We start from the raw sequence: 16,905 nt of genomic DNA, 5'->3' as shown, positions 1-16,905 counted from the left end.
ATGAAGGAATGAGCAGACTGCTCCACACTTCCGACTGGCATCTGGGCCACACCTTGCACGGGCATCCACGCAATGAGGACTTCGACGCCGTCTTAGCCGAGATCGTGGCGATCGCCCAGGAAAGCCGGCCGGACCTGATCGTCCACAGCGGGGATTTGTTCCACTCCTCCCGTCCCACGGCCAGGGATCTGATCCGCGCCATGCGGACGCTGGCCGAACTCGCCGCTGTCGCACCGACCGTGGTCGTGGCCGGGAACCACGACTCCCCCACGTACTTCGAGTTCTTCGATCTCATGACCGGCTCGTCGGTGGGACGGGGCCTGTTCTTCGTCGACCGGTTCCGCCCGGCACACGAAGGGGGTGTCTTCACCTTCGACGCCTGCGGTGGCGAGCAGCGAATCCGCCTGGCTGCACTGCCGTTCGTACATCCGAACCGGTTTTGGCAGCGGTCCGCGGCCGGCACGTCGTACGGCGCCTACGCCCAGGGGATGCGGAAGCTGCAGGCGGAGCTGACGCAGGCCATGCGCGAGGGGTACGCCCCCGACCGGGACGTCCTGTTCTTCACGGCCCACGTGTACGTCACGGGCGCCGGGCGCTCCCCGAGCGAACGGGCCGTGGACGAGTCTTTCGAGACCGCCGTCGAGGATCTGCCGGAGGTGTCGTACACAGCCCTCGGGCACATTCACCGCCCGCAGGCTGTGCGGGGCCCCGAGTTCACCGCCCGCTACGCGGGCAGTCCGCTGCCCATGGACTTCGGCGAGGCCAATGATTCCAAGAGCGTCGTCATCGTCGACGCCGACCCCGGGCGGCCTGTGCGGGTACGGACCCGTCGGCTTTCCAGTGGCCGGCGGCTGGCCAACTTCAAGGGAACCCTGGACGAACTGAGGGCTGGGGCTGCCCAGTACGACGGAACCTTCCTCAAGCCGTTGATCACCGGCGAGGAGCCCGATGTGCCCCTCAGCCAGAAGATCGCCGAGATCGTGCCGCACGCGATCGTCGTCAAGCCGGCACTGGCCCGGGAGGCGGCCACCAACGCCGTCCTCGACTTCGATCCCGGCGACGAGCCGGCGCTGCCCGACGCTTTGCGCGCCTATCTGGCGCGGGAGGGACTGAGCGGTGCTGCCGTGGAGTCCACGGTCACCGCGTTCATCCATCTGTTCAACGAAGTCGACGACGAGGCACCGCCGCCGGCCCCGGCCGAGGAACTGCTGCGCGCTGCGCTGGAAGACACCTGGGCGGAGGCATCGTGAAGCCTTTGCGGCTCACCCTGACGGGTGTTCGCAGTTACTCCGGTACCTGCACCATCGACTTCACCGGCAAGCGTCTGTTCGCCATCCTCGGCGAGACGGGCGTGGGCAAGTCCACCATCCTCGAGGCGATCGTCTTCGCCCTGTACGGGATGTGCTCGTGGTCGAAGGCCCCCCAGGCCGCCTACGAGCTGATCAGCCAGGGTTCGCCCAGCATGCACGTGGCGTTGGAGTTCGAGGCGAGTGGCCGCGCGTGGAGCGTGCGCCGCATTCTGTATGCGGACGGCACGAGGCCGAAGGCCGTGCTCGAGCGCCTGTCCGAGGACGACCCCGGCATGCGGGTCGATCACAAGGACGCGGTGACAACGGCGGTCACCGAGATCATCGGGATGGACGGGGACGGCTTCGTCCGCACGGTCATGCCGCGCCAGGGAGAGCTCGACATCCTCCTCAAGGCGCCCAGTGCCATCCGTACCGGCATCCTGCGGCACGTCTTCGGTGTCAGCGAACTCGAGCGTGTGCGCAAGCACGCCGGCGTACGGCTGAAGCGTCTGGAAGAGCAGATCACCGATGCCAACAGGGCCCGTCAGGATCTCCAGCGGGATCCCGGCGCTGCCGCATCAAAGGCAGCACGGGACATGGAGCACGCCCGGGGTGTCGCGCTCCGCCGGCGCGAACGGCTGGAAGTCCTGCGAGCGGCCCAGAACCATGCTGTCGAGCACCAGCGTCACAAGGCCGATCTGGACAAGGCTGCCCGGCTGCTGCGGGAACGCGCTGTCCCGGATGCAGGTGTCACGGTGGCGGCGCTGGCACGCGCGAGGAAGGAACTCGATACCGAGGCAGCAGCCCAGGAAGCAGCCGGGCGTGAACTGAGCCTGAAACTGGACGCGGCGCAGGCCGCACTGGACGCGGCCGCGCAGGCCGGTGACACGGCCGGGTCCCTGCACAGCGCGTTCGCTGTCCTGTCCCGCCTGCCTGACCGTGCGGCCGGCCTGGACGCCGTGATGCAGCGGGTGAAGCAGGATCAGCGTCAGCACGACGCGCAGGAGCAGGAACACACGCGGGCACAGCAGGAGCTGGCCGAACGCGAGCAGGGCAAGGCTGCTCTCGTCGAGGCGGCCGTCCGGGCCGAGCGCACCGTGGCCACGGCACGCACGCACACCGAGCAGGTCCACGAGGCCGTCCGGGCGACGCTGCAGGAAGCCACCGCCGCAGCCTCGCATCTGCAGTCGCACCACACGGCGCTGAAGTCGGTGGAGGAACAGCGTGGCCGCAGCACCGGCCTGGAGGACACGCTGGATGAGCTGCGCGGCACGCTGGTAGCAGCCCAGGACGTCCTCGCTGCGCTGCAGCGCGGTGACGCGGCCCACGCGGCGGGTTCCGGACTGGCGTCGGGGGATGCCTGCACGGTCTGCAGCCGGCCTCTCCCGGGCGGCTTCACTCCCCCTGCACCGCTTGACGGCAAGGCGCTCAGCCGGGCCCGGCGCGAGGTCACCCGGCGCAACAAGGCCGTGGAGAAGGCGTGGAAGGCCAAGGCGGAGGCAGCCGCCCAGTCGAAGGAAGCGGAGCGGACGGCCGAGAAACACCGGCGTGCGCACCGGGCCGCCGGGGAGCGCATGGAGGCGGCTCTGCTCCACGTGCAGCAGCTGGTGGACTCGGTGCGGCCGGCCTGCTCTCCTGCCACGGCCTGTGCCCTGGACGCCCTGCCCGGGCAGGTAATCGCGCAGGCGCGTGTCCTTGCCGAGGGCGAGCCGACGGGCCGGACGCAGATCCCCCGTGCGGTCAAGGCGCTCGTCCAGCCGTTGCGCGACGCGGAAAGTGAAGCCCTCTCTGCCCACACCGGCGCCCAGGCCGGCCTGGCGGCGGCGCAGGCCGAGCACGACGGGGCCCGGGCCGAGATCAAACGCCGGCGCAGCCGCCTGCAGCGTGAACGCAAACGGCTGGACAAGACCCGGCTGCAGTACGACACGGACCTGCAGGCGCTGCTGAGGGACTTGGCCGAGCTCCCGGATTCCGTGCGCCCCGCCCAGCCCTGCCCGCAGGAGCTTCCCTTCCCGCAGGACATCGCCTCCGCACGGGACGCGGCCGGCCGGCGGCTCAAGCAGCTCGAGCAGGCGACCCAGTACCGCGATGAGGCGAGGCAGGCCCTCGCGGAGCACACCGAGAGCCGGCACGCCCTGGACGCGCGCTGTCGGCGCAACGTCGAGACCCCCGCGCGTAACCTCGTCACGCAGCTGGAGCGCTGGGCGGACGCGGCCACCGATGCCGCCGGCCTTCTTCGCGACAGGGCATCCGCTGAACCGCCGCCCGCCCCGGACGGAACGGACCTGGCCGCCGTCGACGCCTACAGCCTGGCCCTCGCCGCACTGGATCAGCGGCTGGCCGAGGCACTCGGGCAGGGCGCGCAGCAGGCCCTGGCGGAGATCAGCGCGTTCAAGACGGAAATCACACGCCAGGCCGGTGCCGTCGGCGACGACACCGACGACAGCCCAGGGTTCTGGGTGCCGCCGAAGGGCGATCTGCTCGCGCCTTCCCTTCTCGACCCGCTGAGCCGCAAAACGAGCCAGGCGGAGGCCGCTCACGACAAGGCCAAGGCCGACCTGCGCACCGCGCAGTCCCAGATCCCCTACGCCGACGCGCTGGATGCCGCTCTCGAAGCCGGAACTCAGCAGGCAGCGGCGTGGCGGAGCGTGGTCGATCAGCTGACAGACGGGAAGTTCCTGAAGTATCTGACCGAGCAGCGCACCCATTCGCTGCTCAGCCACGGCAGCAGGATTCTCCAGCAGATCTCCGCGGGTGGCTACGTGTTCACCGAGAACTTCAAGATCATGGACTGCGCCACCCATCTCGCTCGCGACGCTGAGACCCTCTCCGGCGGGGAGACTTTCCAGGCGTCCCTGGCCCTGGCACTGGCGCTCGTCGAGCTCCACAGCCGCAGCGGCGGCCACAGTAAACTGGAGAGCCTGTTCCTGGACGAGGGGTTCGGCTCACTGGACTCCGAACGTCTGGAAGAAACCCTTTCCGTCCTGCGCGGCAGCATGACGCGGGACAAGACGGTCGCAGTCATCAGTCATCTGTATCCGGTGGCCGATGCGGTGGACGACGTCCTGCACGTCGACAAGGCCGCCCAGGGCTCTACGGCCGTCTGGCTCACGCCGGAGGAACGCACCAGGATCATCCACGACGGAATCCAGAGAATGCTGGAGCACATCTGAGCGGCGGCAAAGCCGGGGCGGCAGCGTCACGAGGAAGCCCGTCATCCGGGCGTGAGAGAGGTCTCTTCGGTCACCGGCAGCGTTCCTGCCGGTGACCGTGCGACCCCGCGCTTGTCTCCCGGGCAGCTGAACCGGCGCCGGCCGGCGCCGTTCTCGATGTTCCGGCGCCGCATGCCGCACCAGGCGGTTCGGGCCCTCCACGCGCCTGTCCTCCAGGGAAGTTCCCTTGGTGCTCGCGGGCCGGAGCGGCAGGGTTCGGGGCCCGCGGTACGGGTCCAGGCTCCGCCGCCCTGGCCGTCACCTGGCACGACGCTGCGTCACGCCCGGGCGAAGGCCAGGAGTCATCCGCGCTCCGGACACCACTTCACGCCGGTCACAGGCACGGCGCTCGTGACCACCCCCCCTTGTCCCCTCGTCTGCAGGGAGCAGACCTTATGAGTGACTCCTGTGCCGGCACGCACGGCACCGGCAAACCGGTCTTCACCGCCCACGCGGGACGACTGGCCGCAGTACCGCGATTGATGGCGCTGGACCAGCACGGCGAGCTGACCAGTGCGCACGTGCGGCTGGTCGCCACGGCTGTGGGCCGCTCGGAGCGGGCGGTGTGGCGGTGGGTCGCCAAGGCGCGCACCACCGGCCACGTCGCCGCGGCGCCCCGGACACGGTTCACCGTCACCCCCGAGCTCCGGCGGCTGGTGGTGCTGTGGGGAGGCAACGCCTCTGCCGTGCACCGTGAGCTGGAACAGCGGGCCCTGGCCGATCCCCGACTGCCCAAGCCCCCGTCGCTTGCGACGTTGCACCGGGCGCTGCGACGGGACCTGGCCCCCGGGGAACGGGCCGGGCTCGCCCAGGGGGAGGCCGCCCGGCGGGCCTTCGACGTGTTCGGCAAACGCCCGCCCGGGCACCGCAACGAAGCGTGGGAGGGCGACCACAAGTGCGTGCCCGTGCGGGTGTGGGTCGAGGACGAACTCGTACAGCCCTGGCTGACCTGGTTCATCGACTGCGCCAGAAAGGTCATCATGGGTTTGGCAGTGACGCCCCACGCGCCGAGCAGGGATGCGGTTCTGGCGGCCCTGCGGACGGCGCTGGACCGTGGCGAGCCCTTCGGCCCGGCCGGTGGGCTGCCCGGTCTGGTCCGCGTGGACCGCGGTAAGGAGTTCCTGTGTGGCACCGTGACCTCGGCTCTGGGCGCCTTCGCTGTACCGGTCGTCGATCTCCCGGCCTACAGCCCGCATCTGAAGGGCACCATCGAGGCGCTCAACGACGCGGTCGAAGAGATGCTGTTCGTCTCCATGCCGCGCTACGTCCACCAGCAAAGGCTCACCGGCGGGCACACCGCGGATCCGGATGAGCCCGCGCTCACTTTCGAGGCGTTCGTGGAACTGCTGCTGAAGTGGGTGCACTGGTGGAACACCGAGCACAAGCCCAGGGCGTTGGGCGGCCTCACCCCGATGGAGGCGTGGCGCTGCGACCCCACTCCCCTGCACGACGTACCCGCCGAACAGTTGGCCCATTTCGGGCTCGAGGACGACGGACGGACCCGCACCATCACCACGCAGGGAGTGCGGTGGCGCAACCGCCACTACATCGCCCCCTGGATGGTCGGCCAGGCCGGCGTCCGCGTCGCGGTGCGCCACCTGCCCCACCACGACACGACCATCGAGGCCTTCGGCCTTGACGGCGCGTACCTGGGCAGCGCCGTTCTGGCCGAGGAGGCCAGCGAGGAACAGGTCCGCAAGGTACGCAAAGCCCGCACCGCCAAGGCGCGGCGGCTTCGCGCGGATATGAAGGCCGCTGCACGGCTGCGCCGCGAGCGCTTCAAGGCCGTCACCACAGCCACCCCGCCCGAGCGTCTGGGTGCGCTGACCGAAGCGGAGGCCGAGGCAGAACTTGCCGAATCGGCCGCCACGGACCTGCGGCGGGCCAATCCCGGCTACATCCCGCACCAGCCCGTCCCGGACGGCTGGGCACGCCCGATCCCACCGGCCGCGGACGGGCCGGGAAACGACACCCCTGAGGAGAACGCGTGAGCGGCGACATGGATTACGGCAGGCTGCCCGCAGAGGGCGAGGACCACTTCCACCGCCTCGATGCGCATCTGGTGGCCACCGACTCGCTCATGACGACACTGGGCGACGTCCAGGCGACGATCGAGGCCAAGGCCATGATGGTCGCCTACGGAGCGGCCGGATACGGCAAGACGATGTCGGTGAACTCGGCGCTGCGCAAGGTCGCCCCCGACATCACCTACCGCCTGGAGCTGCGCTCGGGGCCGACGCCCCGCGACATCCGCCACGGGCTGTTCCACGCCCTGGGGCTGCCCGGGGAACCGCCGACCCGGCCGATCGAATTCGACACGCTCCTGAAGGAGACACTGTCGCAGACGTTCCGGGTGCTGGTGTGCGATGAGGCCCAGTGGATGGGCCGCAGTTCGTTCGAGTACTGGCGGCACCTGTGGGACGACCGCAAGACCGACATCGCGGTGATCTTCGCCGGCGGCGACAACTGCTACAAGGTCCTCAAGCGTGAACCGATGCTGGCGTCGCGGATCTTCATCTGGCAGAAGTTCAAGCGCATTCCCGAGGTCAAGGTCGTCGGCACGCTGCCGGCGTTCCACTCCCTGTGGGCCGGGGTTGATCCGCAGATGATCCGCAACATCGACCGGGCCGCGGCACACGGCAACTTCCGCAACTGGGCCACCATCACCAAGCTCATGCTCAACGGCATGCAGAAGAAGGGGCTGACCGAGGTCAGCCAGGACCTCGTCAACTGGGTGTACAGCAAGCTGGGCGGCATGTAGCAGCGGCCGCGGTGCGCGGCGGCCCGGCGAGCTCGGGCCGCCGCCAACAACCTTGCGCGCCGTACGGACCGGCCTGGCACCTGGCAGGTCCGGGGCAGTGTCGCGGCGCGGGCCGGGAGGAGTGGTGGCACTGGTGTACAGCGACGTGACGATCGTGGTGGACGAGCGGGACGACCTGTTCTACACACGGGCGGCGCTGCGGGCACACCACCCTGGGGAAGGCCGCATCACCGTGCAGCCGACGCCAGCCAGTGGCAGCCCGGCCGCGCTGGCGCACGACATGCTGTATGCGCTGGGCAAGCGGTTGGCCCCCGGGCCCAACTCCCCCGATGCGTGGCTGGACTCGGTGAACGCGGCGTGGCTCGCCGCGGCGGCCTGGGGTGTCGCGACCGGGGTGCGGCACGTTGTGGTCCCCCGGGCCCATCTGCTGACCCTACGGCGGATCGACCAACTGCTCGCCTGGCGGGAGTTGACGGGAGCTCAGCTGACCCTGCTGTGGCAGAAGCCGCCGCGCGGGCTGCCGCCGGCACTGGCCCCCGTGGAGCGCCGTATCAGCGGCCGGGACCAGTTCGAGGCACTCCTCACCGAGCCGGGACCGATACCCGCGCGCCCGTCCTTCCCTCCCGCTCTCCCGACAATGACGGGACCGGCGGCGATGGCGGTGGCTGCGAGGCAGTCACCCGCCCCGCAGCCGCGGGGGACCGAAGCGGCGTCGATGAAACCCGGGCGGCGGGCACACCCTTGCACCGGCGCAATGGCAACGGCGCAGCTGGTCCAGGCCGCCCCTGCCATCGAGATCGCGTCCGAGGAAGCCGCCGCGCTGGCCGCTCTCGCGCACCCGCTCATCGCCGGAGCGCTGAGCGTGCTGGCCTTCACCCGGGCCAGCCTGGGCAGCCTGCGCTTCACCCGCGACCTCGACATCACCGGCGACGTCTCCGCCATCAAGCTCCACGGGGTCGGCCATCGGTACTGCCCTTTGCACGCCGTCCCTGCCTGGGCACGCCCGCTACTGGCCGGCGCCCGCGCCCACCACCGTCTGGCGGCCCACCCGCCCGCGGACAGCGTGTTCGCCCCCGCGATGCTCGCCGAAGCACGCCATCTGCGCGCGCACGCCGGACGTCTGCCCCGGCTCGACCTGTCCCTGCCCGCCGGCGCCCTTGTCCCGTGAGCTGTGGGTAGCGACCGCCCGCCCTGCGCAGCAGGGAAACGGCAGCGTTGATGCACGTGGTTTCGGATGCTTCGTCCGCTGTGTGGCCGGACTCAGCAGCGACGCCTGTTCTCTCGCCCCGGAAGCACAGGCAGCCTGCTCAGGTGCGCTTCGGCACGGGCACCTTTCTGCGCGCCGCGGCAGTCCTACGGGCCTGGGCTCGCGCAGCGTGCTGGTGCTCAAGCGCTTCACGGGTGCGTTTGGCCCGCAGGTGCGTCACCTCTCCCGCCGCCCGGCTGCTTGCCCTGCAATGCGCCCTGCGCGCCGACACACTGGCTGCGCCCGACTGCCGGCCGGCCTGCTGCGCGGTATGCGCCTGTACCGGCGCACCGAGGCGTGGCAGGAGCTGGTGCAGGACGGCTGGCTCGACCTGCCCGATCCCCGGGCAGCGCTTTGCAGGTGCGGCTGCTGAATGACGCGGCGCTGAACCAGGCCCCGGGCCGCAGCGCCCGCCAGCGTGCCACCCACTGGGCCCTCAAGCCCGCCCCGCTCATCGTTGCGGCGACGGCAAAACCCGCAGACCGCCTGGCCGTGGTGGTCCTGGCCGCCCACACCACCGCGGCGAGCCCCGCAGCAGACATGGCCGTCGTTGCCCGTCTGTGCGGGCACTCCCCCCAGCAGACCGGAGTGCTCCCGCCGGCCAAACCCACGAGGCGAGCGGGCGTGGATGCACCGGCTGATCGAAGCGGACCGTTCGCTGATCGGTCCCGATATGTGGTGAGGTTGGCTCATGGGTTCCCGATCGAAGCGCCGTGAAGCGCGCAACAGGAGGCAGCGCCGTTCCGGTCCGGCGTCGCCGGCGTTCGACCCGCACGCGCAAGTGATGGTGGACTCCTTGACTGCGTTGACGGCGCTCATGGCCACGTTCGCTGGCGATGATCCTGCGGCGGCGGTCGACGCAGCATTCGACAAGGCTGTCGACGAGTTCGTCGCGAAGCTGGGGCTGTTCGACGCGATCCGGCTCATCGAGGTGGCTCGTCAGCGGTTCCTGCCGATGGCGCGCGAAGGCGAGACGCCCGTCACTGCGGAGGCGGGCGCCGCGTACCTGGAACTGCTGGCGCTGGTCGCTCTCGCCGCCCGGCAAGATTCGGCGACGGCTGGTGCCCCCGCAGTCGAGGACCAGGAGATGAGCCACTTCGCCTCCGAGGCGAAGGACGAACTCGACGGGATCCTCCGCCTTGCACAGATACGGTCCTTCGCCGCTGTTGACCCGACCGACAAGCTTGCCCTCGTGTCCATGCTCATTCGTGGCGCCGAGGTGTGGATGCGTAACTCGTCCTACCCGGAGATGGTCGCAACGACCAACCTGCCGCTTCTCGACGGCAACCCGAGCGTCCGCGCGGCGCTGAACGCCGAACTCGGCTTCGACGCGACCGACGCCCTGGCTGTCCTCGACGCATGCCACCACCTGCAGGAGGCTGGTCTGAATGACCGCCTCAAAGCGATGGGGGACGCAGTGCTGGAGGCGATGGCCGCGGTGGAGGCGGGCCGGGCAGACGACGGGCTGGCAGAACTCGCCAGGTCCAGTGTCATGTCGATGTTCGAGCCCGACGGCGACCAGGCCACGGTTGCGATCGACGACGTCGTCGCGCGCACGGGCATTGCTGTTGAACGTGTGGGGGCCGTTGTCAAACGGTTCCGCCTCGACCTCGTGACGGCCAACCCTGCGGACGTCATCGATGCGTTCACCACCGGCAGGAACCCGATGCGTAGCCGGCCGCTCATCGTCGCCGACAACGGGCGCTTCATGCTGCCGCACCCGGCGTTGAGCGTGTTCGCCGTCCGGGAGAACCTCGAAGAGCATCTGAAGACGTCGCCCCTATGGAGCCAGTACGCGAAGCACCGCGGAGACCTTCTCGAGTCCCGCACGCGCGACGCGCTCGACCGCGTACTCCCCGGGGCTCACTTCCGGGACGCGTTCGAGTACTACGTGCCCGCGAATGACAAGGAAGCCAAGACTGCTGATCCGGCGAAGTACACCAAGCGCGTCGAGGGCGACCACCTCATCGTCCTCGACGACGTCGCCCTAATCGTGGAGGACAAGGCCGTCGCGTTGAGCGCCCTGTCCCGCGGAGGGAAGACGACACGGATCCGTACTGATCTGACCGGCATCATCACGAAAGCAGCCGAGCAGTCCGGCCGCATGCGGGATGCAATCGAGCGGGACGGTGGCCTACGTATCGAAGACGAAGGCTGGGTCGACCTCAGCCACATCCGTGAGATCCACACCATCGCCGTCAGCCTCGACGACCTCTCGACCGTCCTGACCGCCACCGCAGAGCTAGTGCGGGCCGGCCTGCTCACCCCCGACAACATCCCCTGGACGGTGTCCCTGCACGACCTCGAGCTGATCACCGAACTCGTCGCACGCCCGGCCGAGTTTCTCCTCTACCTGCGCCGGCGCCGCAACCCTGATGTCACCGTCATGTTCCACGCACCGGACGAACTGGACCTGTTCCTGTACTTCTTCGAGGCGGGCCTTCGGGTCGAACCCGACCCGGCACAGGTGTGTGCCGCGTTCCCGTTCCTCCCTGAGCCGACCACGGCCGAGCTGCGCCGCTACAGGGCACAGGAGCCGACCTTCCTGACCAGCCGAACCGACGTGCTCGACAAGTGGTTTCACACCAAGGGACGTGATGACACAGGTTCCGGATCCGCACCCAAGCCGGCGATGGTGCCCTCGCCACTCGCACCTCTCCTCGACCAACTGCAGTCATGGAACGTCACCGGATGGCTCAGCATCGGCGCGACGCTGCTATCCCTGGCAACGCCCGCCCAGCACAAGTTCGCGCGCCACGGTGACATCCTCCTCAACAACCCGCTCCCAAACGGCCAGGGCCGCAGCATGACGGTGCCCGTCACGGCCAGCGTCGATCCGGCCGAAGGATGGTTGTTCGTGTGGGCGACACGCCCAGCTGGACAGGACCCCGATGAGGCCAAGAAGAACCTCCGTGGCTACCTGCGAGCCAAGAAGCATCAGCTCGGCCTGCCGCGAGGCGTCGTCTTCCTCTACGACGAACCGACTCGCGATTTCGTCGGGGCCCTCTACGACGGACACATCGGGCCGCTCGACGCCGCGCTGACCGCCACCTTGCAGTCGTTGCGGCCCGCATCACACCTTCAACGCTCGATCCACCCGAACGCCAAGCGGCCACCACGCGGCACGAAAGACACTCCGAAACAGAGGCAGAAACGAAAGCGGTGGCCCCACGTGCCAGGGCTGCCGAACGTCAGTAGCCGTCGTAGTCGTTCCAAGAGGGGGGTTGGGTCATCAGTTGTTCCCACGTGGGCCAGGTTTCCTGGGTCTTTTGGCGGACCAGCTCCCCCGGCATGCTGAACGGTGGGGCCTTGTGCGGTTTGTCGAGTGCTTGACCGACGATCGTGTCGTAGAGCACGGGTGCGGCGTGCAGGCGAGGCAGTGCGGCATGGATGTGGTGGACGTAGCTGGCCGGGGGTGTGTGTGGCCCTTGCGGTCCGAGGTCGTATCCGGCACCGGCCGTCACCAGGGCGATTTCTGGGCGCTTGCGGATAGCGATCTCGTAGTGCAGGTGCAGGGCGACCGCATCCCATACGATGTCGACCTTTTCGGGTGACAGCCCCTGGTCGGTGAGGAAGCGGGCGGCCAGATCGGCGCCGTCGAGATCGAAGCGCTGATCGCCGTTGCCCTCGGGGCTGAGCCCGGCGTCGTGCAGAAGGCAACCCAGAAACAGCAGTTCGTCGTCATAGTCACGGTCGGGTTGCAGACCTTGCTGCTCGCCGAGGAAGCGCCCGTAGAGATAGCTGCGCATGCTGTGGTTGAAGATCGCAAGGGCTTCGATGCCTTTCACGTAGCGCACCGCCTTCAGCGCCATGTCGGTACGAGGAAAGGGAAGTTCCCGGTATGCGTTGTCCATCAGGTCAGCCTTCCTGGGGCCTGGTGAGTAGGGGGTTGGCTTGCTCGGGCACGGTTTTGGATCGGCCGCAGGGCGAGCAGTCCGCCGATGCCCGGGATGAGGGCGCGCCATCGGGCCCCGGGCGAGGTGGCCGGCGGGATCATCCAAGTGGCTGCGATGACGACGAGGTAGGCGGTGCCGTGCAACGGGCCGAGGAGCGCGGTGATCGCTTGCGTGTGTGTGCTGAGCAGGTTGCCCAGCAGGATCGCGAGAGATGCGGCTTCGGCGCCGGCCGCGATCCGCAGTGTGCGCACCGGAATCACGCACCCGTGGTGGAGCCGGGGCGGACGATCATCAGGACGACGACGATCGTCCAGAGGACGTTGAAGATGCCGGTGAGCATCGTCAGGCGGGTCGCCGTGGGACGCGCTGATTCCTGGGTGGGCACGTCCTGGGTCAGGGCGAGCAGGCGCTGCTGGCTGGGCAGGATGGCCAATGCGAGGAGGGCTGCGGCGATCGCGGTCAGTGCGAGCGATGCGATCACCCAGGCGTCGGTGAGGACGCCGAGTTGGGCGCCGGTGGCTATCCCGAACACCGGGACGGCGAGACCGGCGACAGCGTAGCCGCGGCAGATTCGGTGCAAAAGTGGGGCGATCCCGGCGGATCGGCCGTCCTGCTCCTCGCCGCTGGATGCCCGCAGCGCATAGCGCGGGAACATCGAGGCGGCCACGGTGATCGACCCGATCGCCAGGATCGCGGCGAGGACGTGTACGGACAACAGCAGCTTGGTCACTGCGGGTGCCTCCAAGGCAGAGCGCAATATATTGGCTACCAATACATACCCTGCCTATAGCAGTCTTGGGTAGGCTGCCTACCTATGAGAGCGGATGCGGTGCGAGGGCACCTGGATGGACTGTTGCTGGCCGTGCTTGAGCCGGGGCCGCTGCACGGCTACGCGATCATCGCCGCGGTCCAACGCCGCAGCGGGGGCGTACTCGAGCTGCGCACGGGCACGATCTACCCGGCTTTGAACCGGCTGGAGCGGCTCGGACTGCTGAGCAGCAGTTGGCAATCTGCCGGCGAACGGCGTCGTCGGTGCTACGAGCTCACCGATGCGGGACGGCGCACCCTGGCCAGTGAGCGGACGGCGTGGAGCGAGTTCACCACAGCGATCGGCTCGGTCCTGAACCCCGCCACACCGCCCGGGCTGGCCACGTGAACGCCACCGGCCGGCAAACCGACCTCATCGAGGAGTACGTGGCGGCCCTGACAGCCGCCCTGCACGGACCGGCCCGGGCCAAGTCCCGGATGATCGAGGAGATACGCGACGGCCTCGCGGACACGGCTGCGGCCCACACCAGCGAAGGAATGCCCTACCAACACGCCGCCCACCAAGCAGTGCGGGAGTTCGGGACCATCGACGAGCTCGTGCCGAGCTGCCAACGGGAACTGACCATCGCCCAGGCCCGGCACACCGCCCGCGCCGTCGCCCTCACAGCCCCCTTCCTGATCGCCTGCTGGTACCTGGCCTGGTCCGGCAACCACGATCAGGCCGGGCTGCTGCCGCGCACGGCTCAGCTGCTGGCCGTTCATCTGGCCGGTGTTGCGACCGTCGCCGCGCTGCTCGCCGCAGCGACGCTGGCCGCTACCGGAGCCCTCGCCCGCTGGCTGCCCACGCCGCATCGGCTGCCGCTCGTGGTCGCCTGGGCCGGTACCACCGCCAGCGCCGCCATGGCGGTCACAACGCTCGCGCTCGCCACCGCCTCCGCCCTGGCCACGAACTGGCCACTGCTCACGTTCGCCGGCACGCTCGCCGCCGCCTCGCACGCCGCAGTAGCAGCTTCCGCCCGTGCCTGCCGTCACTGCGCCCGCCTGCCCACCACGCAAAGGGCGAACGTTGCCTGATGCGGCACTAGCTAGGGGGTGTTCCCGTCCTACTCGTTGTCCCGCCGATTCAGCCGTACGCAGCCCCACGTGCCTGTCGCGACGGTCAGCCCTGCCAGGCCGCCGATTGTCCCTCGGTACGAGCCGGGGTCCAGGTCCACTTCCGTGTCCTCGTCCTCCAACGGATCGGCTGCGCCCTTGGGGTCGTACAGCACGCGCAGTTTGTCGCCTGGCTCAACCAATTTCGGGTCGCAGCCGTCCGTCATCTGAGGTGAGATCTCCCGGCCGTCGCGGGTGCGGAGCGTGCACTCGTCGGTCTTGCCGTTATCGACCTCGACCACAACGGCCTCGGTCCACCGGCCCCGCTTCTCCAGTCCCCCCTCGTCGCCGGCCTCTCGGGTGATGATCGCCAGCACGACTGCGGCAACGAGGGCAACGGTGAGCGCCCCGACGCCCAATTTCGGCGTCTTCTTGTGAGGGACGTGGCGGAGCAAGAGGGCCGGCACCAGGATGAGCGCCAGGGGTATCAGCAGCGCGGAGGTGACGAAGGCCGGGCCGCGCAGCAGGGCCGGCAGTGGCACCACCGGCCCGAACCACATCAGGGCCACCAAAGCCGCAACGCACGCGCTGTTGAACAGAAACCACAGAAACCAGTGAATGGGGCCCTTACGGCGTGGGGGCGGGGCGTTCTCAGCCGGCTGGGCAGCTCGGTCGCCTCCTGCCGCGAGCCCGCGTATGTCCCTGTCCCCCGCCATGCGCTCCCTCTCCATCTGCATCGGCCTGTTGACGGGCGAGCGTAGGGGGTGCGGAATCCAGACTGATCGGCGGGCGTGCGGGAGGGGCGACGCCGTCCGCTGCGGCTCCTCGTCGCACGTCCGAACGACGGAGGTGGGGAACCGAGGGGAGCAGGTCTGTCCCGAACCTGAGCAGGGGGTGGGGGATTTCAACGATCCCCATCAACGTCTCCAGCACGACGCATTCAAGCCCCACACTCAGTGGGCACAAACCGTGACGCGGACCGACAACCAGGTACCGGAAGAGCTCGGCTGACCGTGGAACACGGGTGCCAGCTGCTCACTGACGGATGGAAGGGCATGGGGTGACTTGCGGAGAAGACGAGTAGCATCCGGCCAACCACAGAACGATCAGGGGACAGAGAGCAGGCTGGGCAATGTCAGACGCGGAACTCGCTGAGCACGTAGCTACCAAGCTGAAGAGCATCGCGAAACAGATCGACGACCTACAGCAGCTCAAAACGAAGCTGGAAGACCTCCAGCAACACCTCGAAACAGGACCCAGCAACGAAGCTGACACGTCACAGCTTCCGGAAGCCGACACCGAGGCGACCAAGCCGGCAACCGTGCCCGCCGCACGACCCGCGAAAGCAGACGCCGCCAAGCCCCGGCCGAAGAAGGCCGCGGCCAAGAAGGCAGGAAGCACAAAGAAGCCGCGTGTGGCCAAACAGGTTGGAGGCACAGCGCGGCGCAAGAGCCCCACCCGCGCCGACCTCCTCCTCGAGCAGCTCAGCGAGCAGCCGCGCACGGTGGCGGAGCTGACACAGCTGCTGAAGCAGGAGCATCCTCACCACGCCGCGCCCGAGACTGTCGTGCGCAACACCCTGGAAAACTCCCTCGTCGCCAAAGGCCTGGCACACCGCAGCAAGCAAGGACGCAACGTCTTCTACTCCCACCCCACACCGGCGCTCGAGAACGACGCCAACACCCAAGCTTCCGACGCTGTCGAAATCAACGAGAAGGCCGCGCCTGCCCCGGCCTGAACGGCACCGCGCCTGGCTCCACCGTCAGCGCCTCGCCAGCCTCGGATTGGCGGGTAGCACTCGCGCTGACCGCTCCGGGTTTCGATCTTTGAGGGTGGCAGGGGTTTGGGCGGGACGGTGCAGGGCCTCGGCTCGTCGGCTCCAGCGGATAGCAAGGGGGGCTGGAGGGTGTCGGCGTAGTCGACGGTTTCGTCGGCGAGGGCGAGCTGCATGAGGGAGATACCCAGGTCTTCGAGGCCGGCGCCGCCGTCACGGGGTCGGTCGACCTGGTCGCACAGTTCCTTCAAGCCTCTGGTGGTGCGGATGCGGTGGGTCTCGACGTAGGAGAAGCACAGGCCTTCTACGACGGAGAAGGTGGCGCGGTCGAGGGCGGCGACATACAGGTGCCGGGAGATCTGGAAGCGGTCGTAAGTGAACGCCCGCAGGGCGAAGCCAGGTCGCTCCCATCCGTCAGTTCCCTCTGCGCGGCCTGCGGCACCAGCCAGCCTGGACACACAATGGCCATCACGCGCTGTCGCTGCTGCTGTCCATGTACCAGTCGCTGGCTGCCAGGGCTAACTGTGCTGGACACACGGCGTTACACGACACCGACCGGACGGAACCCACCTCAACAGCATGGAACTCACGTCTCTGACCAGTGCAAACTCCGCGCCCGCTATAGCGGTCGGCGTAAGAATGACATGGCCTTTCGTCACTCATGTCAGCAACAGGTGAGCACCGTCCGTCAGTGCCAACCACCAGGTCACTAAGCCTGCGCCACTGACACTCAGATGACGATGCCCAACTGACACTTCCCCGCAGACCATCACTTTGGCGACCTTGTCCCAGTCCTGGCGGGCCGCGTAACGGAAGCTGTTGCGCAGGAGGTGAACCACGCAGGTCTGGACAATCGTGCGAGGCCAG

Annotated in this window: 13 protein-coding genes and 1 pseudogene; 9 read left to right on the top strand and 5 right to left on the bottom strand. The window is 68.7% G+C overall.

Annotated features, from left to right (window positions below; genetic code table 11):
• The first annotated feature begins 8 nt into the window (after nucleotides 1-8).
• From ABZW18_RS25710 to ABZW18_RS25685, 6 genes are all read left to right on the top strand, one after another.
• On the top strand, nucleotides 9-1,250 hold the full coding sequence (locus tag ABZW18_RS25710; protein WP_356191518.1) for an exonuclease SbcCD subunit D: 1,242 nt from the start codon (nucleotides 9-11) through the stop codon (nucleotides 1,248-1,250).
• Entirely contained in the window at nucleotides 1,247-4,462 is a 3,216-nt protein-coding gene (locus tag ABZW18_RS25705; protein WP_356191516.1) for an SMC family ATPase, read from the top strand. The genes ABZW18_RS25710 and ABZW18_RS25705 overlap by 4 nt, the downstream gene beginning before the upstream one ends.
• 434 nt (nucleotides 4,463-4,896) lie before the next feature.
• Complete coding sequence (locus ABZW18_RS25700; protein WP_356191514.1) at nucleotides 4,897-6,492, top strand: Mu transposase C-terminal domain-containing protein; 1,596 nt, start codon at nucleotides 4,897-4,899, stop codon at nucleotides 6,490-6,492.
• Complete coding sequence (locus tag ABZW18_RS25695; RefSeq protein ID WP_356191511.1) at nucleotides 6,489-7,262, top strand: ATP-binding protein; 774 nt, start codon at nucleotides 6,489-6,491, stop codon at nucleotides 7,260-7,262. Before ABZW18_RS25700 ends, ABZW18_RS25695 begins: the two co-directional genes overlap by 4 nt.
• A 133-nt stretch (nucleotides 7,263-7,395) precedes the next feature.
• Nucleotides 7,396-8,430 carry a hypothetical protein gene (locus ABZW18_RS25690; RefSeq protein WP_356191508.1) on the top strand — a complete coding sequence of 345 codons (1,035 nt, stop codon included), beginning with the start codon at nucleotides 7,396-7,398 and terminating at the stop codon, nucleotides 8,428-8,430.
• Nucleotides 8,431-9,199: 769 nt separating this feature from the next.
• Nucleotides 9,200-11,806: a preprotein translocase subunit SecA gene (locus ABZW18_RS25685; protein ID WP_356191505.1), complete on the top strand. Its 2,607-nt coding sequence runs from the start codon at nucleotides 9,200-9,202 to the stop codon at nucleotides 11,804-11,806.
• On the opposite strand, the gene ABZW18_RS25680 is transcribed toward ABZW18_RS25685, so the two are convergent.
• From ABZW18_RS25680 to ABZW18_RS25670, 3 genes are read right to left on the bottom strand one after another with little or no spacing between them, the layout of a single operon-like run.
• The gene (locus ABZW18_RS25680) at nucleotides 11,700-12,362 is read right to left on the bottom strand and encodes an HD domain-containing protein (RefSeq protein WP_356191503.1); all 663 of its coding nucleotides are present in this window, start codon (nucleotides 12,360-12,362) and stop codon (nucleotides 11,700-11,702) included. The two genes, ABZW18_RS25685 and ABZW18_RS25680, sit on opposite strands and share 107 nt — an antisense overlap.
• Nucleotides 12,362-12,655 (bottom strand): hypothetical protein, encoded by a 294-nt coding sequence (locus ABZW18_RS25675; protein ID WP_356191501.1) that lies wholly within the window; start codon nucleotides 12,653-12,655, stop codon nucleotides 12,362-12,364. Before ABZW18_RS25675 ends, ABZW18_RS25680 begins: the two co-directional genes overlap by 1 nt.
• Before the next feature lie 5 nt (nucleotides 12,656-12,660).
• Nucleotides 12,661-13,134 (bottom strand): hypothetical protein, encoded by a 474-nt coding sequence (locus tag ABZW18_RS25670; protein ID WP_356191498.1) that lies wholly within the window; start codon nucleotides 13,132-13,134, stop codon nucleotides 12,661-12,663.
• Nucleotides 13,135-13,218: 84 nt separating this feature from the next.
• Between ABZW18_RS25670 and ABZW18_RS25665 the strand changes: the two genes are divergently transcribed.
• Entirely contained in the window at nucleotides 13,219-13,560 is a 342-nt protein-coding gene (locus ABZW18_RS25665) for a helix-turn-helix transcriptional regulator (protein ID WP_356191496.1), read from the top strand.
• Nucleotides 13,557-14,246, top strand: coding sequence for a permease prefix domain 1-containing protein (locus ABZW18_RS25660; protein ID WP_356191494.1), 690 nt, complete (start codon nucleotides 13,557-13,559; stop codon nucleotides 14,244-14,246). Before ABZW18_RS25665 ends, ABZW18_RS25660 begins: the two co-directional genes overlap by 4 nt.
• 29 nt (nucleotides 14,247-14,275) lie before the next feature.
• On the opposite strand, the gene ABZW18_RS25655 is transcribed toward ABZW18_RS25660, so the two are convergent.
• Entirely contained in the window at nucleotides 14,276-14,980 is a 705-nt protein-coding gene (locus ABZW18_RS25655) for a hypothetical protein (protein ID WP_356191492.1), read from the bottom strand.
• A gap of 416 nt (nucleotides 14,981-15,396) precedes the next feature.
• On the opposite strand from ABZW18_RS25655, the gene ABZW18_RS25650 reads away from it, so the two are divergent.
• Nucleotides 15,397-16,002, top strand: coding sequence for a hypothetical protein (locus ABZW18_RS25650; RefSeq protein WP_356191490.1), 606 nt, complete (start codon nucleotides 15,397-15,399; stop codon nucleotides 16,000-16,002).
• A gap of 809 nt (nucleotides 16,003-16,811) precedes the next feature.
• On the opposite strand, the pseudogene ABZW18_RS25645 reads toward ABZW18_RS25650, so the two are convergent.
• Nucleotides 16,812-16,905, bottom strand: a pseudogene (locus ABZW18_RS25645) (transposase); the annotation flags it as partial.

The sequence above is a fragment of the Streptomyces sp. NPDC004647 genome (genome assembly GCF_040609575.1).
Taxonomy (GTDB): domain Bacteria; phylum Actinomycetota; class Actinomycetes; order Streptomycetales; family Streptomycetaceae; genus Streptomyces.
The sequence above is the reverse complement of the archived record's forward strand: the minus strand, read 5'-3'. Positions and strand labels throughout refer to the sequence as shown.